General features: G+C 46.1%; 19 protein-coding genes. 12 read left to right on the top strand and 7 right to left on the bottom strand.

Annotation, left to right across the window (positions count from 1 at the left end; all coding sequences use genetic code 11):
• Positions 1–77: 77 nt before the first annotated feature.
• Positions 78–917, top strand: a complete 840-nt coding sequence (fadR, locus tag ACQEXR_RS03720; protein WP_138973336.1) for a fatty acid metabolism transcriptional regulator FadR — start codon at positions 78–80, stop codon at positions 915–917.
• A gap of 61 nt (positions 918–978) precedes the next feature.
• On the opposite strand, the gene ACQEXR_RS03715 is transcribed toward fadR, so the two are convergent.
• On the bottom strand, positions 979–2,151 hold the full coding sequence (locus ACQEXR_RS03715; protein ID WP_331417292.1) for a DUF1887 family protein: 1,173 nt from the start codon (positions 2,149–2,151) through the stop codon (positions 979–981).
• Between the two features lie 144 nt (positions 2,152–2,295).
• On the bottom strand, positions 2,296–4,287 hold the full coding sequence (locus ACQEXR_RS03710; protein WP_427019767.1) for a methyl-accepting chemotaxis protein: 1,992 nt from the start codon (positions 4,285–4,287) through the stop codon (positions 2,296–2,298).
• 223 nt (positions 4,288–4,510) lie between these two features.
• Here ACQEXR_RS03710 and hinT point away from each other — a divergent pair, with 223 nt between their 5' ends.
• From hinT to ACQEXR_RS03675, 7 genes are all read left to right on the top strand, one after another.
• Positions 4,511–4,861, top strand: a complete 351-nt coding sequence (gene hinT / locus ACQEXR_RS03705; RefSeq protein WP_138973333.1) for a purine nucleoside phosphoramidase — start codon at positions 4,511–4,513, stop codon at positions 4,859–4,861.
• 110 nt (positions 4,862–4,971) lie between these two features.
• On the top strand, positions 4,972–6,366 hold the full coding sequence (locus ACQEXR_RS03700) for a hypothetical protein (RefSeq protein ID WP_331426597.1): 1,395 nt from the start codon (positions 4,972–4,974) through the stop codon (positions 6,364–6,366).
• Complete coding sequence (locus tag ACQEXR_RS03695; protein WP_331417294.1) at positions 6,363–6,752, top strand: YcfL family protein; 390 nt, start codon at positions 6,363–6,365, stop codon at positions 6,750–6,752. Before ACQEXR_RS03700 ends, ACQEXR_RS03695 begins: the two co-directional genes overlap by 4 nt.
• Positions 6,753–6,789: 37 nt before the next feature.
• Entirely contained in the window at positions 6,790–7,380 is a 591-nt protein-coding gene (lpoB, locus tag ACQEXR_RS03690) for a penicillin-binding protein activator LpoB (RefSeq protein ID WP_138973330.1), read from the top strand.
• A gap of 27 nt (positions 7,381–7,407) precedes the next feature.
• Positions 7,408–8,262, top strand: a complete 855-nt coding sequence (locus ACQEXR_RS03685) for a phosphotransferase (RefSeq protein ID WP_426950356.1) — start codon at positions 7,408–7,410, stop codon at positions 8,260–8,262.
• 100 nt (positions 8,263–8,362) lie between these two features.
• Positions 8,363–8,902, top strand: coding sequence for an alpha/beta hydrolase YcfP (gene ycfP, locus ACQEXR_RS03680; RefSeq protein ID WP_138973328.1), 540 nt, complete (start codon positions 8,363–8,365; stop codon positions 8,900–8,902).
• Between the two features lie 389 nt (positions 8,903–9,291).
• Positions 9,292–10,581, top strand: coding sequence for an NAD(P)/FAD-dependent oxidoreductase (locus ACQEXR_RS03675; protein ID WP_138973327.1), 1,290 nt, complete (start codon positions 9,292–9,294; stop codon positions 10,579–10,581).
• 57 nt (positions 10,582–10,638) lie between these two features.
• Here the strand turns inward: ACQEXR_RS03675 and ACQEXR_RS03670 are convergent, their stop codons facing one another.
• The 4 genes from ACQEXR_RS03670 to ACQEXR_RS03655 are packed head-to-tail and all read right to left on the bottom strand — an operon-like array spanning position 10,639 to position 16,069.
• Positions 10,639–11,175: a GNAT family N-acetyltransferase gene (locus ACQEXR_RS03670; RefSeq protein WP_427019766.1), complete on the bottom strand. Its 537-nt coding sequence runs from the start codon at positions 11,173–11,175 to the stop codon at positions 10,639–10,641.
• A gap of 36 nt (positions 11,176–11,211) precedes the next feature.
• On the bottom strand, positions 11,212–11,979 hold the full coding sequence (locus ACQEXR_RS03665) for a peptidoglycan binding protein CsiV (RefSeq protein ID WP_138973325.1): 768 nt from the start codon (positions 11,977–11,979) through the stop codon (positions 11,212–11,214).
• 50 nt (positions 11,980–12,029) lie between these two features.
• On the bottom strand, positions 12,030–15,491 hold the full coding sequence (gene mfd, locus ACQEXR_RS03660; protein ID WP_427019765.1) for a transcription-repair coupling factor: 3,462 nt from the start codon (positions 15,489–15,491) through the stop codon (positions 12,030–12,032).
• An 11-nt stretch (positions 15,492–15,502) separates the two neighbouring features.
• Positions 15,503–16,069, bottom strand: coding sequence for a PilZ domain-containing protein (locus tag ACQEXR_RS03655; RefSeq protein ID WP_426950351.1), 567 nt, complete (start codon positions 16,067–16,069; stop codon positions 15,503–15,505).
• A gap of 181 nt (positions 16,070–16,250) precedes the next feature.
• On the opposite strand from ACQEXR_RS03655, the gene lolC reads away from it, so the two are divergent.
• The 3 genes from lolC to lolE are packed head-to-tail and all read left to right on the top strand — an operon-like array spanning position 16,251 to position 19,383.
• Positions 16,251–17,459, top strand: a complete 1,209-nt coding sequence (gene lolC / locus ACQEXR_RS03650) for a lipoprotein-releasing ABC transporter permease subunit LolC (protein WP_427019764.1) — start codon at positions 16,251–16,253, stop codon at positions 17,457–17,459.
• Positions 17,452–18,138: a lipoprotein-releasing ABC transporter ATP-binding protein LolD gene (lolD, locus tag ACQEXR_RS03645; protein WP_427019763.1), complete on the top strand. Its 687-nt coding sequence runs from the start codon at positions 17,452–17,454 to the stop codon at positions 18,136–18,138. The genes lolC and lolD overlap by 8 nt, the downstream gene beginning before the upstream one ends.
• Positions 18,139–19,383 (top strand): lipoprotein-releasing ABC transporter permease subunit LolE, encoded by a 1,245-nt coding sequence (gene lolE / locus ACQEXR_RS03640; RefSeq protein WP_138973320.1) that lies wholly within the window; start codon positions 18,139–18,141, stop codon positions 19,381–19,383.
• A 109-nt stretch (positions 19,384–19,492) separates the two neighbouring features.
• Here the strand turns inward: lolE and ACQEXR_RS03635 are convergent, their stop codons facing one another.
• Positions 19,493–20,023, bottom strand: a complete 531-nt coding sequence (locus ACQEXR_RS03635) for a DUF2062 domain-containing protein (protein WP_138973319.1) — start codon at positions 20,021–20,023, stop codon at positions 19,493–19,495.
• Positions 20,024–20,031: 8 nt separating this feature from the next.
• Between ACQEXR_RS03635 and ACQEXR_RS03630 the strand changes: the two genes are divergently transcribed.
• Positions 20,032–22,272 carry a DNA internalization-related competence protein ComEC/Rec2 gene (locus ACQEXR_RS03630; protein ID WP_427019762.1) on the top strand — a complete coding sequence of 747 codons (2,241 nt, stop codon included), beginning with the start codon at positions 20,032–20,034 and terminating at the stop codon, positions 22,270–22,272.
• Positions 22,273–22,276 lie beyond the last annotated feature (4 nt).

Here is a 22,276-nt window from a genome sequence, read left to right as displayed (position 1 = left end):
GGTTTCCGATATGTTAGAACTAGTGGTATGATGAGTTTCATTAGACCCATAAAAATACAAGATTGGATAAGTTATAAATGGTCATTAAGGCAAAGAGCCCAGCAGGATTCGCAGAAAAATACATTATTGAGAGTATTTGGAAAGGGCGTTTCCCTCCAGGTTCTATTCTACCAGCCGAACGTGAGCTCTCTGAACTGATTGGTGTTACACGCACTACTTTACGTGAAGTACTGCAACGCCTTGCACGTGATGGCTGGTTAACCATTCAACACGGTAAACCGACACGTGTAAATCAATTCATGGAAACGTCAGGTTTGCACATCCTCGATACGTTAATGACGTTGGATGCAGATAATGCGACCTCGATTGTTGAAGACTTGCTTGCAGCACGGACAAATATCAGTCCAATCTTTATGCGCTATGCATTCAAAGCGAATAAAGAGAGCGCGGAAAAAACCATCTCCAACGTAATCAATTCATGTGAAGCACTGGTTGCCGCGGAATCTTGGGATGTGTTTATGGAATCGTCTCCATACGCAGATAAGATCCGTCAACATGTAAAAGACGATGGTGAAAAGGATGAAGCGAAACGTCAGGCAACTTTAATTGCTAAAACGTTCAACTTCTATGATTACATGTTGTTCCAACGCTTGGCGTTCCATTCAGGTAATCAGATTTATGGTTTGATTTTCAATGGCTTGAAAAAACTGTATGACCGAGTGGGCAGCTACTACTTCTCAAACCCAGAAGCACGTGAACTTGCACTGCAATTCTACCGTGATTTGCTCGAAGTCTGTGAAACAGGCAATCGCGAGCAGATTTTAGTTGTTGTTCGTCACTATGGTATTGAAAGTGCGCAAATCTGGAATCAGATGAAGACCACCTTACCAACGAACTTCACAGAAGATGATTGCTAATTCAGTTGTTTTCGACAAAATTGAAAAAACCGCCTAAAAGGCGGTTTTTTTTGTTGTGGCTTTAGCAGTCAGAGCACTGATCGTCGCTACCACCCGCTTCGGTAAACCACTCAGTCAGGTGACGTTTTAGATCTTTTAGCTCGTCTGGACCAATCAGAGCTAAACCAAGATCCTCAGCGCGAGTAATGTCATTATGTCTTAGTGGACGGAAGCTAACCAGCATGGCGCGAGCTTGTAACCCGCCCAATAAATCACGCAATGATTCAAGTTTGTAAAGAGTGTCATCACCATCGTCACGCATTCCCTTCGTCTTACATTCGATGATGTGTAGCTTGTTATTCACTACCGACGCGACATCGAGCTCATTACGTACTTCTCTATCGCCGAGCTGACGATAAACCTGTACGTTCAGTGAATGGTCTTGGATAGTGGGCATATCTTGCTGAATCTGACGAACGGTACTGTGTACTAAGGTTTCTAGCCATTCACCATTAGAGAAACGACGGGCATCCTCATTGGCAAACGTTAAGACGCCATTGTCATAAGTGGCAATTTCTGCCGCGACAAGATCAGAAAGAAGCATATTGAGCTCACGATAACCTTGCTGTTTTTCCGATAGCTCCACATCTAAACGTTGCTCTTTACGACAGGTTGTCGCGAGATAGTTAAGCGTCGCGAGACCAGGACCAAGTTCTAAAGCGTTGCTAGCCCATTTCTCACCAAGCTGATAAAGCTTTTGGTCAAGCTGTTCCGGTAGATGGTGGTCGTTGAATTCTCCTCGAGCGCCAAAAACAGTGAGGTAATCATCAATGGTAATTCGATCTTGAACTTGGTTGTCGTCGAGCCCGTCAGGATATAGCCAGCACAAGCGATCGCTGTTTGGTTCTACAACAAAAATTGGCCAGTGATAAGTACGGAAAATTTCGTAGACAGAGAGTAGGCGGTGACGTAATCCACAACTGGCATTGAGCTTAACCTGCTCACCACGAGCTTTGAGGTTTTCGGCTAACTGAGTGATGGACTGTTTTATCTTGGAGGTGTTTGCAACATTTGGAATTTCAAAAAACTCAGAGGTAATGTTACGTTTTCCCAGCACGCTATGAAGGCGGTGATACATATCTTGTTGGGCTTTGACGCCAATAAAAACGATGTGGTCACTGATGGTGCGATGGTCTAGAAGTGGGGTCACCAGACGGATAGGATCTTGGTCTATGATGCCAACATGAACTGCCATATATATTCCTCATGTTAGGCTTGCGAAAAGGTAAATGAAAAGTGGACAAGCCTTACTAACCATATAATGACATGGGGTATAAAAAACAAGGGCGACTAAGGAAAATAGTCGCCCAAACTCAATAAATTACACTGAGTTGACTTACTAGAGCTTAAATCGGTGCACCAGTTCGCCTTGCTGGTTAGCCAGAGTGGAGAGGTTATGACTGGTCGCGGCTATCTCGGCCATTGCTTGGTAGCTCGAATCGGCGATAGCGTTTATCTCTTCGATGTTTCGAGCAATATCATGGGTGGTTTCGCTTTGCTCGTTGGCGGCTTGAGCAATGTGACCACTCATCTGACTGATTTCCATGATCAAGCCTTGAATCTCTTCCATTGCGCTATTGGCGCTGGATGCTTGTTCAACCGACAACACCATATCATCCATACAGCTCTGAATAACTTTGTTCGCCGAGCTTGAACTGCCTTGAAGGTTGCTGATCATGTTTTCTATTTCAGAGGTCGACTCTGTTGTTCGTTGAGCCAACACACGGACTTCGTCTGCTACCACGGCAAAGCCACGTCCTTGCTCACCCGCTCGCGCCGCTTCAATCGCAGCGTTGAGAGCCAATAAGTTGGTTTGTTCGGCAATGTTGCGAATAACATCAAGGATGCTACCAATCTTACCGCTCATGGTTTGTAGATCTTTCACGGCATCTACTGACTGATTCAATCTGGTTTCAAGCTGATTAATCGTAGTGATATTGCTGCCCATGATTTGGCGACCAGATTCTGCGGAAATCTCTACTTTCTCAACCATTTGTTGTGAGTTCTGCGCGCTTTGAGCGACTTCTTGGACAGAATGCGCCATTTCAGTCATCGCTGTCGCAACATTGGCTGTTTGCTCGCGCTGTTGGCTGAGTTGACTTTGTGCTTGTGTCGAAGTGGTTTGGTTTGTCTCTGCGGTCTGGGTCAGATCATTAGAGGCATCATTAAGTCGAACGAGGATGCCATGCAGGTTCTCAGCCAGTGAATTGATATGGCTACTGACTTTACTGAACTCATTATTGTAGCGGATGTCAATTCGCTGCGTCATATCGCCTTGGGTCAAGGACTCAAGTGTGCCAAGAATTCGCGTAAGAGGCTGACGAACACTTTGGGCGATGTGATAACCGATACCAATTGCCATTACAATAACCACGGCGCCAATCGAAATTGAACGTAATACGCCTTGTTCATAGACTTGTCCTGCTTCCTCAAGTGAGGCGGTTAAACCTTGTTGAGCAATTTCGGCGAAAGAGGTCAGTAAGGCCATGGTAGCGTCGACTTGTTCTGTCAGATTGGTAATGTTGGCATAAAGTGCATCTTTGGCTATTAGGTAGGTACTGTGTTGATCAAGTACCCCGCCTTTTTGACCGACGTCGCGAGTAAATTGTTGTACAGACTCGTCGAAGGCATTTTTAATCTCAGGCATCTGAGCAGTCAGGCCTCGATATGCATAATTGAGGTGAGTGACGGCTTTCTTGTTTTTTGCCACAGCTTGGTTAACCAACTCGGTATCACTGCTGGCTAACGCGTCTGATGTCGTGAGCTCGGCATCCTTGAGTTTGATGAAGTAACTCTTAGCCATGACTTTTACGGAGATACTACTTTGGTCATCAACGTACTCCTTCATGCCAAGAGTTAATTCCGAATGTAAACGTTGGAATTGGCGAGTGGACTTTTGAACTTGGGCTTGCGCTTCAAACATCGCGCGGTAGTTAGCCATTGCTTGTTCGGCTTCGGCGAAGTAACCCTGTTCCATCTCTCTCAACTGAACGAGCGATTGCTCCAATTCAGTCTGACCGCTACTTACTTTTTGTAACGCGTCGAGTTGTTCGCTGTAGGCCTGTTTGGTCGCGACAAATTGTTCAGCCAACTGCTCCATACGTTCGAAGCTTTGAGTCGTCAAAAAGTCTTTGAAAAGTTTGTCAGCAGACAACAGAGCGACGCTAGTATTGTTGGCTTGTGAGACCAAGGGTAAAGAAGTGTTGGACACCTCTTCGAAATTATTATGAATTTGCTGCATTCCCCGCATCATCATTAACGTGGTAATGATGAACAAAACAATGATCAATGCAAAGCCCGCGTACATACGCCTAATTACTGAGCCTTTCATAGACCTCTCCCTAAATTAATAAAGTCTTAAAAAAGTAACAAAAAGGAGGCCATTGTATTGATTACGAGACGCGCATTTTATGACGCACAATACAAAATTAGATACGGTAGTTTATCCGTACGCCGTTTAAGAGAAGTGAACACTGTTTTTTATTGTGATCTTGCGAAGCTTGACGCATACTCGAAAGCATTCATTTAATAACACCATAAAGATGGAGTGCTTCATGGCTGAAGAAACCATTTTCAGTAAAATCATCCGCAAGGAAATTCCAGCAGACGTCGTTTATCAAGATGATTTAGTCACTGCGTTTCGTGATATTAACCCACGTGCGCCAAGTCATATCCTTATCATTCCAAACAAGCTTATTGCGACAGTGAATGACGTCGCAGATGAAGATGAATTGGTAATGGGGCGCATGTTTACGGTCGCGCGTAAGCTTGCAAAAGAAGAAGGTATTGCCGAGAACGGTTATCGTCTCATCGTAAACTGTAACGCACACGGTGGTCAGGAAGTTTATCATATCCACATGCATCTAGTCGGCGGTCGCCCGCTAGGCCCAATGCTTATGAGCTAATACCGTCATTGACGATTCCGAACCAAAACGGACTGTTGTTGTCCTAGAACTACATCAAATTAAAGCATGGTCGGTGTAACCATGCTTTTAGCATAACTTTGGGGTACGAAGTGCATAACCACATTCGACTCGCGTTCATTTTGGGGTGCTCATTAGCGCTCTCTGCTTGCGCAAACTTATCTGCAGGTAATCTCTTTAGTCATTACAGTGCACAAAATGGCGAGTTACATCAGTTAGTAAAAAGCGGTGATTACCAACAAGCGGAGGCGGCTCTGCCTGACTACGTCGCAGGCGATATTCTGGATAATTTTGAAAGTGGCCGAGTCTACTTCCTGAACCAGCAATATCCTGAGAGTAAGGAAGCACTTGGGCTAAGTGATAGAGCTGTTCGAGTTCAGCAAGATCAAGCGACTGTGTCAGTCACTCAAAGTGCGATGAGCCTGAGTGCGTTGGCGGTCAATGATAATCTCAACACCTACCAACCTGCTGACTACGAACTTGGCTTTCTCCATCTCTATCTAGGATTAAACTACCTGAAGCAAAATGACTTGGAGGGGGCTTTGATTGAGATGAGACGAGCCAACCAAGTTCAGGAGCAAGCGCGTAAGGATCGAGAAAAAGATCTCGAGTCAGCCCAGAATCAGATGGAGCAACAGGGTTTAACGCCAAACTTAGGCTCTGTATTGTCGAACTACCCAGACGCAGGCAAAACCCTTCAGGCGGTACAAAGTGGTTATTTACTTTATTTATCGGCTTTACTGTATGAAGCTGACAATGATTTGAACAGTGCTTATGTTGACTACCGCCGAGCGTTGGCCGTAATGCCGGATAATCAACAAGTCATAGATGGCACCAAACGAGTGGCAAAGCGTCTCGGCATGAGAGAAGACTTGGTAAAACTCGAACAACGTTACGGCAAGGCCAGTTACTTAGAGAGCGGCAAAGGAAGGGTCATCGTCATTGATGAACGTGGTGTTGTTGAGGCATTGCAGGGCTGGAAACAAGCTTTGCCGTTATATGACAGTCGTGGAGATGGCGCGTGGTATTCTATAGCCTTGCCATATTATCCTCAGGTGCAGAGTGAGGCTTTTTCACCAATAACCTTGAACAATGACCATCTTAGTGGAAGTCTGTTGACGGATGTTAACTTGATGGCACAACGCGACTTGTCTGAACGTATGCCGTCGATCGTGATTCGACAGGCGTTGCGAGTTTGGGCTAAGGATCAATTGAGGAAAGAAGCGGCTAAAGGTGATGATGTCGGCAATCTGCTGTTCAATGTTTGGAATACGTTAACAGAACAACCCGACACACGTAGTTGGCTTACTCTGCCTGGTGAGATATACAGCGCTAGCGCTGTCGTTGAACCGGGTGAGCAAAAAATGAAGATTAATGGTCAGGACTACACCTTTAATGTCGAAGCTGGTCGAACCGCGTTAGTTTGGCTGTCTCGTCAAGGTGAGAGTTCAACCATCTGGCATAAACAGTTAGGGAACATACGATGAAAAAATGGCTTATTTCAGCAGTGATGGCATTAACTCTGCTAGGTTGTGCAGAGAATACCGCTGGGCTTCGTATTGATGGAGCGTCACAAACCGTTTTATTTGGTGACAATGTACTTGCCGGTCGCTTAACCATAGACGATATATCGACCACTCAGGTGGATGGTAGAGCGCGAGGCGTAGTTCGATTAATCAGTCAGTACACTGGTGACCAGTATGTCCAATACCGTTTTTACTGGTATGACGATCAAGGTTTAGAAGTTAACAACAAGCAAGGACCATGGCGTCAGGCAGTGATTCGTGGTACTGAAGAGATTTCAATTTCTGAGGTATCTGTCAATCCAAACGGAACCCAGTTCCGAGTACAGATTCGTCAACTTAATAATTAACAATATAACTAAACTTTAGAGATTTAAGGAACCAACAATGAAGAAAAGTGTTATTGCATTACTTGGTTTAGCTGTCGTTTTGGGTGGTTGTTCAAACCAAGTAAGCTACGGAGACGCTCAAGCCGTTGAAACAACAACGATTGACTTTGGTTCAACTGACCTACAGAAAATCGCTGGTGAAATGGTCGACAGCATGATGATGTCTGGTTCTGTTTCCGCTATTACACGAGATTCGCGTCCGATCGTGTTTGTCGAGCGTATCAAAAACAAAACCAGTGAGCATATTGATACTGAATCCATCACCGATACCATCAGTACTAAGATGTTGAATTCTGGTAAATTCCGCTTCGTCGATATGGATCGAGTGGAATCTGTTCGTGAACAATTGAACTTCCAGAATAACGATGAACTCGTCAATCAAAGTACCGCTATTCAGTTTGGTAAGATGGTTGGCGCTCAGTACATGCTTTACGGAAACCTCTCTAGCATCGCGAAAAACGCAGGTAGCGACAAAGACGTTTACTACAAGATGACAATGCGTCTGATGGATCTTGAAACTGGCTTGATTGAGTGGGCGGACGAAACAGAAATCCGTAAACAAGAATCGAAAAGCTTTTTAGGTCTGTAATGGCTCTCTAAGCGGAAGGAGTGAACTATGGCGCGTATGTCTTGGAATGAAGCATGTTCTCTGGACCGTTCATTGTCGTCGTTAGATCACTTCTTCGCTATGCCCCCTGATTATGCCCAAACGCTAACCGGGGGGCTGACAAATCGTTGTTGGAAGGTAGTGACCAGCGACGGTCAAGCCTATGTATGGCGACCTACCACCCATATTACCCAAGCCTTTTCGATATCTCGTTTTCAAGAGTATCAAATCCTCTCCGCTATTGAATCCAGCCATTTGGCTCCGAAAGCCATTCATATCAACGATCAAGGACTACTGGTTGATTGGATTGAGGGGCAACCCTTGACCAATGATCTCACTTTTGACTCGTTATTAAAGACAATGGTGAAAGTTCATGAAGTCGATATTAAGCGCATTCCCGTAGCGCCTTTTAATTATACGGCGCGAGTGGATCACTATTGGATGTTGCTTAATGATGAATACAAAGTGGATCCTTATCTTGCTATCTATACTCAGTGGCGTTCGGCACCGAGTCTTGCCGATGTAGGGCATACCTTGTGTCATTTTGATTTAGCTGGCTACAACATGGTCAAGACAGAGCAGGGTAATAAGGTTATCGACTGGGAGTATGCGGCAATTGCCGATCCGCGTCTTGATCTGACGTTGAGTATTGACGTCATGGAAGAGAAGCCACTTGAAGCTGTGTATCGTTACTGTCAGTTACGTGGCGTTGAAGGTGTTGATGACTGGGTTGAAGGTGTTATGGCTTGGAAGCCGAGAGCAACCATGATGGCCATGCTATGGTATTTACTGGCATACCAGTTATGGGGCGATGAACAATATTTAACCCAAGCGCGTGCACTGAAAGAGACGTTTTGTTGCTAAGATCACTGTTTAGTGTATTCGGTCAGCGAATCTCATAATGACGACTTTTAAACCTTAGTTTTCGTGGTAGATTTAAACCACAAGGATCGGGGGATATACAATGATTATTTATTTACATGGTTTTGATTCGACCAGCCCAGGCAACCACGAAAAAGTACTGCAACTGCAGTTCATCGACGATGACGTGCGTTTTATCAACTACAGTACTCTCCATCCAAAGCACGATATGCAGCACTTACTCAAAGAAGTACACAAAGTTATCGAGCAAGCAGGTGATACTCAGCCGGTGATATGTGGTGTGGGTCTTGGTGCTTACTGGTCAGAACGAATTGGCTTCTTGTGTGGTATTAAGCAAGTCATGTTTAATCCAAATCTTCATCCTGAGCTAACCATGCAGGGGCGAATTGACCGTCCTGAAGAGTACGAAGATATTGCGACTAAGTGCGTCTCTGAGTTCAGAACCAAGAACAAAGGCCGCTGCCTAGTGATTTTATCGAAAGAGGATGAAGTACACGACAATCGTAAAACCGCAGCTGAGTTAGAAGATTACTACGACATCATCTGGGATGAAACGCAGTCTCATAAGTTTAAGAAGATCTCTCAGCACCTCAAAACGATAGAGGCATTCAAAAAGAGTTAAACACCACTATTTTGTTTAAAGCGGCATGAAATCACTAGTGCCGCTTTTTTTTGTTCTAAATCTATGCTGAGAATATAAATATCGCTGAGATAAGTGCAATCTTTGGTTGCGTGTCCTATTAAGCTAGATATAATGAGCTAATTACAAATTTTTTGATAAATATCAAAAAAAATTGAGAGCGGATGGAAAATCTGCCCATCAACGAGTGATTGTTTTAACAATTGGCTCGGAGTCTAATGACTCTTTATCCATTAGCATGTCACATTTTATGTCCCTCTAGGTCGGAACCTCTGATGGGTTAAAACCCTAGGTGTCCCAAAAATACAGAATTCCATCGAGGCGGAATACCGACTCGATTAAGTTTTATTATAATTTTGAGGAGAGATGCTGTGACACGAATTATCGTAGTAGGCGGCGGTGCAGGTGGTCTTGAGCTTGTGACTAAACTTGGTCGCACATTAGGCCGCAAAGGACGAGCAAAAGTCACCTTGGTTGACCGCAAGGCAAGCCATTTATGGAAACCACTTTTGCATGAAGTTGCGACAGGCTCATTGGATGAAGGCGTTGACGCGTTAAGCTATCGCGCACACGCAAAAAACCACCACTTTGACTTTCAAATGGGCGGTCTGCAAGATATCGACCGTGAGCGTAAGGTCATTAAGCTTTGCGAACTGAAAGACGAGCACGGTGAACTTTTGATCCCGAGCCGCGAGCTAGAATATGACATTCTAGTGATGGCGATTGGCTCCACTTCAAACGACTTTAACACTCCTGGTGTGCGTGAACACTGTATCTTCCTTGATAGCCCTGAACAGGCTCATCGTTTCCGTACAGAAATGAACAATGAGTTCCTTAAACTTCATGCTAAGAACGGTAATGGTACGGTTGATATTGCCATCGTCGGTGCGGGTGCTACGGGGGTAGAGCTTTCTGCTGAATTACACAATGCTGTCAAAGAGCTAAGAACGTATGGTTTTGGCGATCTAGATTCAAGCAAGCTAAATGTCAATCTTGTCGAAGCGGGCGAACGTATTCTTCCTGCTTTGCCTCCACGTATCTCTTCAGCAGCACATCAAGAGCTGACTAAATTGGGGGTGAATGTTCGCACCGCGACCATGGTAACCCAAGCTGATGAAGATGGTCTGACGACAAAAGATGGAGATAAGATCCCAGCTCAGATCATGGTGTGGGCTGCGGGTATTAAAGCACCAGATTTCATCAAAGATATTGCAGGTCTTGAGACTAACCGCATCAACCAGTTAGTGGTTAAAGATACACTACAAACCACTCGTGATGATGACATTTTCGTTATTGGTGATTTGGCTCAGTGTACCCAAGCCGATGGTTCATTTGTGCCACCACGCGCTCAGGCTGCACACCAGATGGCGACCCGAGCTTTCTACAATATCGTCGCGAAGCTGAACGGTCGTGAGCTAAAACCTTATGTCTACAAAGACAAGGGTTCATTGGTGTCACTGAGCCGTTTCTCTACGGTAGGTAGTTTGATGGGGAACTTGACCAAAGGCTCAATGATGGTTGAAGGTCGCATTGCTCGTGTGGTTTACATTTCACTATATCGCCTCCACCAGATGGCGTTGCACGGTCTATTTAAGACCGCACTGATCATCTTGATGGGTCGTATTAACCGAGTTCTACGACCAAATTTAAAGCTTCACTAATAAGCTTCATGTGTAAAAAAAGAGCGCTTAGCGCTCTTTTTTTATGTGTGGAATTGGTTACGGAATGATCGAGTAAACCAAGCCATCTTGAGCAAGACCATCAAATATAAACCGATTTCGCGCACGCGTTTCAAATAGCCCACCACATTTCTCGATCAGCTTTTGACTGGCTAGGTTCTCAGGGGAACAAACCACTTCTATACGCGTGACTTTTAGCTGTGAAAAGCAAAACTCAATGAGGGCGTTGACTGCAGCAGTACCGAACCCTTGACCTTGGTAATCGTCAGCAATCCAGTAACCAATGCTCGCCATGTTAAAGGTGTGATAGAGCTCGTTGATCGCCACCATTCCAATGAGCGCATCGCTTTTTCGGCAGAAAACACCAAACCCGTAGGCTTCGGATTTTACCCAATTCAGTCTGGTTGCGAGGATAAAACGCTCTGCATCATCATTGGTGAAATCTGCATGGCACCAATCAACCCATCGATGAAGGGTGGGGGAACGCACGATACAAGACTGCAACTTATCGCTGTCTGAACTTTCGATAAGGCGCAAGATTAGTCTGGGTGTAATGATTTGGTAATCTGGGCTCATAAAAGAATAGCCCTCAGTAGAGGGCTAAAAGCAAGATTAGTTAACACGGCGAACCTGAATGATCATGCCCATAAGTGGGTGATCGAGGAAGTGTGTTTCACTGCTGCGCATACGGCGCTTCTGATCGAGTCGGTAGCTCTTGAGATATTCTTCTTTGTGAACGATGGGAGTGACATCCTCCATCAGTCCGATCTGAACAACCTGATTTTCGTCGCTGCTCTGATCACTCAGTGATTCTGGTTGATGCTCTTCTAACGTGACTTCACGTACGCTTGGCGCTTTAAGGTCGAGTTCAACGTCAGCATACAGATAATGTTCTACGTAAATCTGGAGTTTTCCGTCGAGTTGATAGATGGCTTTAGGAATAGATTGCTCTGTGACGCCCTCTAACACCTGTTGGCCGGTCGTGCCGATCATTGAGCCGTCAGTATTAAACTTGCCTGAAAAGTCATAGCCAGCTTGAATGTGGAAGGTCGGGGCAGACAGTCTTCCCTGATCACCTTGACGCCATGCTTTATGCATCAACACTTCGAAACCAGCGTGCTGCTTAAGCTTTTGCACTTCATCGGTTAGCGCATACTCTGAATAAGGGAGCATTTGCACCCCTTTTTTTGCACGATAGCTCGCATCCGCAAATGTTCCAGCTCGTTCTAAATCGATTTTTGGCAGGTTAGCCGGCCATGATTCAGCGGTTTGCTCCGCATCAACGGCACGTTTAAAAATGATCACTTCGATATCGAATTGACGCTGCGCCATTGACGGCATTGCTACAAGCATTAGCAACAGCGGGATCAGTTTCTTCATTGCAACTCCATGAAAAGGTGCATGGCACCTTAATTTAATTTTGTAAACACTCAAGCCTTAGGTAATAGATTCTGCTGGAACTCGCCCAGCATGTCATTAACAAATTGAATGCGTTTGCGTCTATCCACTAATGGTATCGTAAACTTGAACTTAGTTGGTCCATCCATTGCGAATTTTTGTGGCTGAGATTGCAATAGTTTAACCAAATACATAGGGTTAATGTCAGCATCCGGATAGAATTCAATAAAGCCCCCTTTATCGTGAGCCTCAATCTTCTTCACTTTTAGTGATGCTGCCTTCAGTTTAAGTTGTGCGACTGAGAGTAGATTTTGAGTTGCTTCAGGCAACAGACCAAAACGGTCAATCAGTTCAATCTTCAGTTCGCCTAACTCATCGTCAGTACTGACACTCGCTATCTGTTTGTACATAGAGAGGCGAGTATTGACGTCTGGTATATAGTCGTCAGGCAACAGTGCTGGTAGACGCATCTCGACTTCAGTTTGTTCACGCAGCAATTCATCAAGTGACGGTTCTTTGCCTTCCTTGAGTGCTTCTACTGCTTGTTCCAGCATCTCCATGTACAAGGTAAAACCGACAGACTGAATCTGACCACTCTGCTCATCTCCAAGTAGTTCACCCGCGCCGCGGATTTCTAAGTCATGGGTGGCGAGGGTAAAGCCAGCGCCCAAATCCTCGAGCGAAGCGATCGCCTCCAAACGTTTGACCGCATCTTTTGTCATCGCTTTGGGATGTGGCGTGAGGAGATAAGCATACGCCTGATGATGAGAGCGACCAACGCGTCCACGTAACTGATGAAGTTGAGCCAAACCAAGGTTATCGGCACGATCCATGATGATGGTATTGGCGGTTGGAACGTCAATACCCGTTTCAATAATTGTGGTACACACCAACAAGTTGAAACGCTGGTGGTAGAAATCGTTCATGATTCGCTCGAGTTCGCGTTCTCGCATTTGTCCATGTGCGACGGTGACACGGGCCTCTGGAACCAGTTTTTCTAAGTCAGCAGCCACCTTTTCAATGGTCTCGACCTGATTGTGAAGGAAGTACACTTGACCGCCGCGCATAATCTCACGCAGTACCGCCTCTCTCACCACCGCATCATCACTTTGGCGGACGAAGGTTTTGATTGCTAAGCGCCTTGCAGGTGGCGTCGCGATAATGGACAGATCACGCATACCACTCATCGCCATGTTGAGGGTACGTGGAATCGGTGTGGCGGTCAGAGTTAAGATATCGACGTCAGCGCGCATCGCCTTCATTTTCTCTTTCTGACGAACACCAAATCGGTGCTCTTCATCAACGATTAGCAGACCAAGATCCTTAAACTTAATATCGTTGGAGAGCAGTTTATGGGTACCGACCACTAGGTCGACTTTACCGTCCTCGATATCCTGCAATACGAGTTTCTGCTCTTTTGCGGTTTTAAAGCGAGACAGTACTTCAACACGTATTGGCAGATTTGCGAAGCGGTCACGGAAGTTTTCAAAGTGTTGCTGAGCGAGTAGAGTGGTTGGAACCAAGACTGCCACTTGCTTTCCGTTGTCCGTAGCGACAAAGGCGGCGCGCATGGCAACTTCAGTTTTGCCGAAACCTACGTCGCCACACACTAGGCGATCCATGGCTTTTGCCTGGCACATATCCGAAAGTACCGCATTAATTGCCATCGATTGATCATCCGTTTCTTCAAACGGAAAGCCAGCTTTGAAAGTGGCATATTGACCACGGTCTAAGGCAAATTTATAGCCCGGCTTGAGCTCACGTTTTGCATAGACGTCAAGCAACTCCGCAGCGACATCACGTACTTTCTCTGCGGCTTTACGACGCGCTTTAGCCCACGCTTCACCACCCAGCTTGTGTAATGGGGCACTCTCTTCTGCACCGCCTGAATAGCGGCTAATTAGGTTGAGTGATGCCACTGGCACATATAGCTTAGCTTCATTTTGATATTCAAGGGTAACGTACTCGGTCGTCATCCCTCCTGCCTCGAGGGTTTGCAAGCCTATATAGCGCCCAATACCGTGGTCGATATGCACGACAGGTTGACCGGTTTGCAGTTCCGCAAGGTTGCGAATGACCGCATCGCTATTGGTGACTTTGCGATCTTTACGGCGACGTTGAATGACACGGTCACCGAGCAAATCGCTTTCACAGATTAAGGCGAGTTGATCATCACCATAGACAAACCCGTGTTCTGAGGAACCGAGGATAAAACTGAATTTGGCTTGGCTACTCAGTGCCTGCTCAAAATTTTCAGCTGGTTCTGGGCGTAATTTTATTCGTTGTAATAGCTCAAGTAGGGCTTCACGGCGACCTTCGGATTCGACAGAGAAGACGACTTTTCCTTTGAAGGACTCGCTAAACTGGCGAAGGGCAGCCATGGGTTCTTTGTTCTGATGCTGAACCGCTAATTCAGGTAAGGGGGCGATGTTAGGATTGAATCGTCCTTGTTTTTCACTGATAGGGTCAACAAACAGTTTGGCTTGTGGTAACTGTTTGAATTGACTAAAGAGCTCATCCTTTTGCAGCCAAAGCTCTTGCGGTGGTAACAGTGGGCGCAGTGGATCGATTTTGCGCTGATCGTAACGATAGTCAACATCGGTCAAAAAGGTATCAATAGCCGATTCTAAGTCACCGACGGTGACTAGTAAGCTATCTTCGGGTATGTAATCAAACAGAGTTTCGCAGTGTTCGAAGAACAGTGGCTGCCAATATTCGATGCCCGCAGGCCATGTGCCTTTCGATACCTGCATGTAGACGGACTCGGGTTCGCGGCGCGCTTCGAAGCGTTGACGCCAGCGAATACGAAAGTCTTCAATTGCAGATTCAGAGGTCGGAAATTCGTGAGCAGGTAACAGGCGGATTTCCTTAGTATCTTCAATCGAACGTTGATTTTCAGGATCGAACGTGCGAATCGTATCGATTTCATCATCAAAGAAATCGATACGATATGGGTCACTTGAGCCCATAGGGAATAGATCGAGAATCGACCCTCGGCTTGCGTATTCACCAGGACCAAAGACTTGGTCGACATTACGGTAACCGGATTTTTCCAACTGAAGTCTCAGCTTCTCTAAGGAGAACAAATCGCCTACTTTAACCATTAAGGTATGCTGCAAGAGAAACTCTCGTGGAGACTGACGTTGCAGCAGCGTGCTGACAGGCACAATGGTGATACCGGATGTCTGTGTCGGTAATTGATACAAACGGGAAATTCGGTCAGAGATGATTTCCTGATGAGGCGAAAAACTGTCGTAAGGCAGCGTTTCCCAGTCAGGGAAGAGGGCAACTTCATGACGAGAGAATTGTTCAATCTCTTGTTGTAGTTTCAGAGCCGTTTGAGGATCCGGTACCGCAAGCAGTGTGTGGGCACCATGACGTTCAGCTAGCTCTGCAATGGCGAGTGCTAAACTGGCACCACGCAGATTTCCGAACTGTTTTTTGTCTCCTACGCCATCTGGGCATGCGAGATTAAGTAAAGATGAGTTAGACATAATGAAAGTTGTTATTTGTCGCGGTTTAGTGAACGCTGGCGAAGTAGTTTCTGCTGTTGGTATAGCGCGGCTTTAATCAGCAGGTCTTGGTCAATGTCTCTGAGTCGACCGTACTTAACAGTGATTAAGTGGGTATCGCTATTGGTCTCAATGTTGGCAACATGGCCATAGCAATAAATTGCCGCAGCAGGATGATCGAGAAACATTTTTACACGCAGCGTTGTGCCAAGCTTAATCACGGAGTCTGACATATAGGTAAACTGACTCGCACCAAATGAATGGGTGTGATGACGCAGCGTGGCATCATCTTGCTGTGACAACATGAAGGTAAGGAGTAAATTCAGCTTAGAGTTTTGAGTATCAAGCAGTTGAATGACATGTTTGAATTCGCTGTTCTTAAGTTCACCACGTGCATTGTCATTGAGTAAGTCGAGATTGCTGAACTCACTGGCGACGATGAAAGGCGCGGGGATTTCCGCTTCAAATTTTTCTGCGCTTGGCAACGATTCGTTGTCTGCCAATGGCTCAATATTAACGGTGATGGTGTGATTAACGGTAAAGAACTCTTGGTCAGACATGCTCGATTCCTTATGCTTTAGAGCATTGATTATCGTTATACCTGACAACTAATCAAGGTATCCCTTTGTTTATTACATATTTTAACGACTAATTGGCAATTAAACACTACAACCGACCTCAATTAATCGGTAGAGTAAACGACAATTACTAGGTCCCTAGACTCTAACTTTGGTTTCTACTATGTTTCATCCAGTCTCTACCTTTATCGGGTTACGCTATCTGCGCGGGCGATCCGGTGACAGGTTTAGCCGATTTGTCTCCTATATGTCGACCGCAGGCATCACTATTGGTGTGATGTCTTTGGTTACTGTTTTATCGGTAATGAATGGCTTCGAAGCCCAGCTCAAAGGGCGCATTTTAGGTGTGTTGCCACAAGCGATAGTCTCGCAAACGGCTGGCGCGACGGAGTACAGCTCGACGCCGCCAGAATTTGTCTCCAAGCTCTCCGATGCAGGGCACCCAGAACCAATAGTAAAAAGTGAAGCGGTGATACAAAGTGTCAGTCAATTGAGCGCTGGGTTACTGATAGGCATTAAACCCTCTGAACATGATCCGATCGAACAGCACCTTATTGCGGGGCGACTAGCCAATTTGCAAGCGGGGAAATATCAGCTGTTCATTGGACACACATTAGCGAGATCTTTGGACGTGACGATCGGCGATAAGGTGCGCCTAATGGTGACAAGTGCCAGTCAGTTTACGCCTCTTGGACGTATACCTAGTCAGAGATTGTTTACTGTCGCAGGCATCTATAACACAGGCTCGGACGTTGATGGCCAGTTGATGCTGACCCACATCCAAGACGCGGGTAAGTTAATGCGTCTAAATGACGATGCTATGACAGGTTGGCGTTTGTTTTTTAATGACCCTTTTGTGGTCGCAGATATAGCAGAACAGCCAATGCCTCAAGGTTGGAAGTGGCAGGATTGGCGAGACCAACGCGGTGAGCTATTCCAAGCAGTTCGCATGGAAAAAAACATGATGGGCTTGATGTTGGGACTGATCATAGGTGTCGCGGCATTCAATATTATTTCTGCCTTGATTATGGTGGTGATGGAAAAACAGGCGGAAGTGGCAATCCTTAAAACCCAGGGTATGACTGACCGTCAGGTGCTCGCCATTTTTATGGTTCAAGGTGCAAGTAGTGGTGTGATTGGTGCTTTGATCGGTGGGGCGTTTGGTATCGCTCTGGCCAGTAATCTCAACCAGATCCTTGATAGCGCAGGAGTGGCTCTTTTCTCTATTGGAGGGGAGTTGCCCATATTAATTAATCCGACTCAAATTGTCATTGTTGTGGTGTTGGCCATCGCGCTAAGCCTTGCTGCAACCTTGTTTCCTTCCTACCGCGCATCTTCTGTAAAACCAGCTGAGGCTTTAAGATATGAGTAACCTTCTCAAGTGCCACAATGTGTGTAAAACCTATCATGAGGGAGCGTTTGATACTCAAGTATTAAAGGGTGTCAGCTTTGAATTAGCGAGAGGAGAGCTAGCTTCAATTATCGGTACGTCCGGTTCGGGTAAGAGTACTCTGTTACACATTCTTGGTGCGCTCGACGATGCGACACAAGGGCACGTTACCTTTCTCGACCATGATCTCGCTACGCTTAGCTCCAACCACCAAGCCAAACTGCGCAATCAGCACTTAGGATTTGTGTATCAGTTTCATCATTTGTTGTCTGATTTTAGTGCGATTGAAAATGTTGCGATGCCTTTATTGATTGGTGGCGTAAAAGTCAGCCAAGCAAAACTGGCTGCTAAAGCATTGCTTGATAAAGTTGGCTTGAGTCACCGATTAGAGCATCGTCCCGCTGAACTGTCAGGAGGCGAGCGCCAACGCGTAGCGATTGCTCGTGCCCTGGTGAACAGCCCTGCGTTGGTGTTGGCTGATGAGCCGACTGGCAACTTGGATCATTCGACGGCGCTAGCAATTTACGATTTGATGCGCGAATTGAATCAAGAATCAGAGACGGCTTTCCTAGTCGTCACTCATGATGGTGAACTTGCGGCCAAAATGGATCGCCAGCTACACATGCAAGATGGCCTGCTACTCAATCTAGAGGGGGCCTAAGTGTTTTCATCATTATCGTTATTTATCGGTGGGAGATTCAGTCGAGCCAAACAGCGAAATAAAATGGTTTCTTTTATTTCACTGTCCTCGACCATTGGTATCGCTGTCGGAGTCGCCGTTATTATCATTGGCCTTTCGGCGATGAATGGTTTTGAACGAGAGCTCAATAACCGGGTCTTGTCGGTGATCTCACATGGTGAATTCGAAGGGGTAAAAGGCCCGCTAAGTAATTGGCACAATGTGGTCACACAAGCTGAAAAACATCCAAAAATTGAAGCTGCCGCTCCTTACGTTAAGCTGACTGCTCTTGCCGAGAAAGGAACGCAACTAAAGGCGATAGAGGTCCGAGGGATTGACCCTCAACAAGAGAGTAAAGTCTCCAATCTCAATGCGTTTATCGATGCCCAAGTTTGGCAAGCATTCAAGCCTAACCAGCAACAGGTAATTTTAGGTCAAGGTGTCGCGGACTTGTTGCAAGTCAAACAAGGCGATTATCTGACGCTAATGATCCCCACAAGCGGTGTGACAACGAAGGTTCAGGCTCCAAAGCGTGTGCGCGTTAAGGTCGCTGGACTGTTAAAGTTAAATGGTCAAATCGATCACAATTTGGCATTGATCCCACTCGAAGATGCACAGGCGTACGCCAAATTGGGTGACGGCGTTAGTGGTGTTTCAGTCCGTGTCACCGATGTATTGCAAGCAACGCAAATTGTAAGAGAAGCAGGCAATACCTTAGATGTGTATGTTTATCTGCGCAGTTGGCAACAGAAATATGGTTTCTTGTATCGAGACATTCAACTGGTCAGAACCATCATGTATTTGGTGATGGTGTTGGTCATTGGTGTTGCCAGCTTTAATATCGTCTCTACATTAATGATGGCGGTTAAAGATCGTGCTGCTGAGATCGCTATTTTGCGTACCATGGGGGCAAGCGATGGTCTGGTTAAACGTATATTTGTCTGGCAAGGCGTCTTTTCTGGTGTTCTCGGCAGTGTGGCTGGTAGTGCCATTGGTGTTCTAGTTGCGCTTAATTTGACGCCAATGATTACGGCATTGGAGGCGTTGATTGGCCATCAATTCTTGTCTGGTGATATCTACTTTGTCGACTTTCTTCCTTCACAGGTCAATGTCTCAGATGTGGCATTGGTGTCGTTGACGGCGGTCGTGCTGAGTTTGCTGGCGACTTGGTATCCAGCCTCTCGAGCGAGTAAGCTTAATCCTGCGGCGGTACTGAGCTCAAAGTAACGCTAAATCAAAGCAATAAAAAAGGACCTACTGGTCCTTTTTTTTATTCCATTCGACATCTCAATTACATGTCTGGCAAATCTGTCCTGCGCAATTGCACATCGCAAGTTTACTTCTTCAGCAAGCCACTTATTCTGATTTTTCGTTTTTGCCAGCTGCGTACAACCGAATAACGCCAAAGGGCTTTGATGCCAAAGTAGCCGGCCATCGCTGAGGCTATGCCACAGATCATGCAGCCTAGTAGGAATGGAGGGCCAATAGTGGTCATCTGGTGGAGAATAAACTCCCAAGAAAGCTCAAAATGAAAGTCTTGAGGTGGGACGTGCATTACCCACGCGCCAATCTTATACGCGAAGTAGAACAAAACGGGCATGGTTACAGGGTTACTGACCCAAACGAGTGCAACAGAGAGGGGTAAGTTCACGCCACACATGATCGCGAGACCTGCTGACATGATCATCTGACTTGGCAGAGGAACAAACGCCATAAATAACCCTACTGCAAAGGCACCGGCGGCTGAACGACGGTTAAGACACCATAGGTTAGGGTTGTAAAGCACGTTGCCAAAAATCTTTAGTGCCTTTTGACGCTTAATTACTTCGTGGTCAGGCATAAAGCGTTTAATAAATTTTCTTGGCATAGGGGAATATGACTCTCTACTTAAATTATTGGACGCTAATTTCGTTCTCTTTGTTAATCACGACTAGCCCTTACTGGTTCAGCATGCCCAGTTGGCATTATCTGCTGCTTCCTCTGGCTGTGTTGCTTGCTTCCTTCAAGTATAGAAAAGCCAGATATTGTTCAGGAATAGCCTTAGCGTGTGTCGTCATCCTATTGCACGGCAACTTACTGCGATATCAAACAGAGATGCTTTTTCAAGCAGGTCAGGATATTACCATAATTGCTGATGTTGACAGCCTTTTTAAACCAATAAACTACGGCTTTCAAGGCATAGTTATAGTTAGATCAATCAATGGCCAAGCTTTGACCAGTTTAGCGTGCCCGAAAGTGAGGTTAAAGGGGCCGATCAAGCTAAAACCGAGAGATGTGATTTCAGCCAGTGTAAAAGTGAGTGCAATTTATGGATTGATGAACTCAGTTGGGTTTGATGCTGAGAAATACGCGCTTGAGCAATCGATAGTGGCGTCACTGTCGATAAACAGTAAGCGCAGCTACTATGCCATCACCCGAGAATCACTAAGAACTCGGCTGCTAGATAAAGTCAGCCGCCATCTAGCTAGCCGCGAATTTAGAGGCATGATCTTAGCCGTGATCTTTGGTGTACGTGATGAGATTTCTGCTCAAACCTGGCAGCAACTTAAACAAAGTGGTTTAAGTCACTTGATTTCAATCTCTGGCCTTCATATCGCGATTGTATTTACTTTTGGTTGGTCACTTGGGCTGGTAGCGATGCGAGTGAGCGCTGCGTTACGCTGGACCCCGGTTTTTTTTGGGTTGCTGCTTGCATGGTGCTACGCGTGGTTAGCGGGTTTCTCTATTCCCACTCAACGTGCTTGGTTGATGTGCTGTTTAGTGAGTGTGACGCACTATCGAGCGGGTAGTTTGCCCAGCAGTTATCGTTGGCTTCTTGTATTCGCTTTTCTGGTCGCGATGGAACCATTCTCAGTGTTAAGTCGGAGCTTGTGGATGTCTATGTATGCTGTCGCCATTATCATGCTAAATCGTTCTCTGATAAGGGAGAAGCTAAGCTGGCTCGAGGGTTTATTGAGACTCCAGTTGCTGCTTGTCATTGCTATGGCACCATTAGTGGTTTACCTATATCAGGGACTCAGTATTGGCTCGGTGATTTATAACCTGTTGTTTGTGCCTTGGTTTAGTTTTGTCGTGATGCCTTTGGCCTTTCTCGCTTTGCTAGGCTCGTTGTTGGCTGATAGCACATCATGGCTATGGTGGGCAGTCGATGGCAGCCTTTTTCCGGTGAGTTGGATGATTGCTAACGCTCATTGGGGATGGCTGGACCTATCAAATACACAGCTAAAGTGGATAATGGTGACGGTAGTGGTGGCGCCTGTGATCACTCTAGTAAGGCGGCGAAACCGTCTGCTAGTGATCGGTGTTATTACCTTGGGTGTCACCGATTGGTCGCCAGCGCCAACATGGAAGTTGACCGCTTTGGATGTTGGCCACGGGCTAGCTATTGTGGTGCAACAAGGGCAGAGTGTGCTTGTTTACGATACGGGAGCGGCCTGGAACAACTCAAGTTTTGCCGAGCAAATTGTCTCTCCTCATATCAGGTATAGTGGTATTGAGAACGTCGATTTTTTGATTCTTAGCCATTTCGATAATGACCATGCCGGTGGTTGGATGGAAATACAAGGTTCTTGGCAACCGGAAAACCTCATCAGTAGTCAACGACTTGCTGCTGGACAAGAATGCATCGCTGGGAACAAGTGGCAATGGCAAGAGATCGAAATTGAAGCACTGTGGCCGCCAAAGAGTGTCGAGCGTGCCTTTAATGCTCACTCTTGTGTAGTGAGGCTGACGCATACAATACAAGGGCAAAGTGTGCTGCTTACGGGGGATATTGTTTCGGTAACCGAATGGTTGTTGCTACGTCAGGTCGACAATCTAAACGCGGATATTATTGTGGTCCCTCATCATGGCAGCATTACCTCGTCGACTTTGCCGTTTATCAATGCGGTGTCAGCGGACATTGCGATTGCCTCTGTCGGTAAAAAGGGACGGTGGAATTTGCCTAGTCAGCAAGTTGTCCACCGATATGAAAATGCAGGCGCAACATGGCTAGATACCGCCAATGATGGTCAAATTACGGTCGAATTTTATCCAAATCACACCCAGACAAGCGCACTTAGGTGGTTGAAAGGGGGGACTTGGTATAGGCAGATGCTGCGTAAGGGAGTAGAATAACCGC

Source organism: Vibrio sp. TRT 2004 (assembly GCF_050113735.1).
GTDB lineage: Bacteria > Pseudomonadota > Gammaproteobacteria > Enterobacterales > Vibrionaceae > Vibrio.
The sequence above is the reverse complement of the archived record's forward strand: the minus strand, read 5'-3'. Positions and strand labels throughout refer to the sequence as shown.

What these genes read in the sequence shown, in the direction of transcription:
- fadR (WP_138973336.1), top strand. Translation starts at nt 78, where the DNA reads ATGGTCATTAAGGCAAAGAGCCCAGCAGGATTCGCAGAAAAATACATT.
- ACQEXR_RS03715 (WP_331417292.1), bottom strand. Translation starts at nt 2,151, where the DNA reads ATGGCAGTTCATGTTGGCATCATAGACCAAGATCCTATCCGTCTGGTG.
- ACQEXR_RS03710 (WP_427019767.1), bottom strand. Translation starts at nt 4,287, where the DNA reads ATGAAAGGCTCAGTAATTAGGCGTATGTACGCGGGCTTTGCATTGATC.
- hinT (WP_138973333.1), top strand. Translation starts at nt 4,511, where the DNA reads ATGGCTGAAGAAACCATTTTCAGTAAAATCATCCGCAAGGAAATTCCA.
- ACQEXR_RS03695 (WP_331417294.1), top strand. Translation starts at nt 6,363, where the DNA reads ATGAAAAAATGGCTTATTTCAGCAGTGATGGCATTAACTCTGCTAGGT.
- lpoB (WP_138973330.1), top strand. Translation starts at nt 6,790, where the DNA reads ATGAAGAAAAGTGTTATTGCATTACTTGGTTTAGCTGTCGTTTTGGGT.
- ACQEXR_RS03685 (WP_426950356.1), top strand. Translation starts at nt 7,408, where the DNA reads ATGGCGCGTATGTCTTGGAATGAAGCATGTTCTCTGGACCGTTCATTG.
- ycfP (WP_138973328.1), top strand. Translation starts at nt 8,363, where the DNA reads ATGATTATTTATTTACATGGTTTTGATTCGACCAGCCCAGGCAACCAC.
- ACQEXR_RS03670 (WP_427019766.1), bottom strand. Translation starts at nt 11,175, where the DNA reads ATGAGCCCAGATTACCAAATCATTACACCCAGACTAATCTTGCGCCTT.
- ACQEXR_RS03665 (WP_138973325.1), bottom strand. Translation starts at nt 11,979, where the DNA reads ATGAAGAAACTGATCCCGCTGTTGCTAATGCTTGTAGCAATGCCGTCA.
- mfd (WP_427019765.1), bottom strand. Translation starts at nt 15,491, where the DNA reads ATGTCTAACTCATCTTTACTTAATCTCGCATGCCCAGATGGCGTAGGA.
- ACQEXR_RS03655 (WP_426950351.1), bottom strand. Translation starts at nt 16,069, where the DNA reads ATGTCTGACCAAGAGTTCTTTACCGTTAATCACACCATCACCGTTAAT.
- lolC (WP_427019764.1), top strand. Translation starts at nt 16,251, where the DNA reads ATGTTTCATCCAGTCTCTACCTTTATCGGGTTACGCTATCTGCGCGGG.
- lolD (WP_427019763.1), top strand. Translation starts at nt 17,452, where the DNA reads ATGAGTAACCTTCTCAAGTGCCACAATGTGTGTAAAACCTATCATGAG.
- ACQEXR_RS03635 (WP_138973319.1), bottom strand. Translation starts at nt 20,023, where the DNA reads ATGCCAAGAAAATTTATTAAACGCTTTATGCCTGACCACGAAGTAATT.
- ACQEXR_RS03630 (WP_427019762.1), top strand. Translation starts at nt 20,032, where the DNA reads ATGACTCTCTACTTAAATTATTGGACGCTAATTTCGTTCTCTTTGTTA.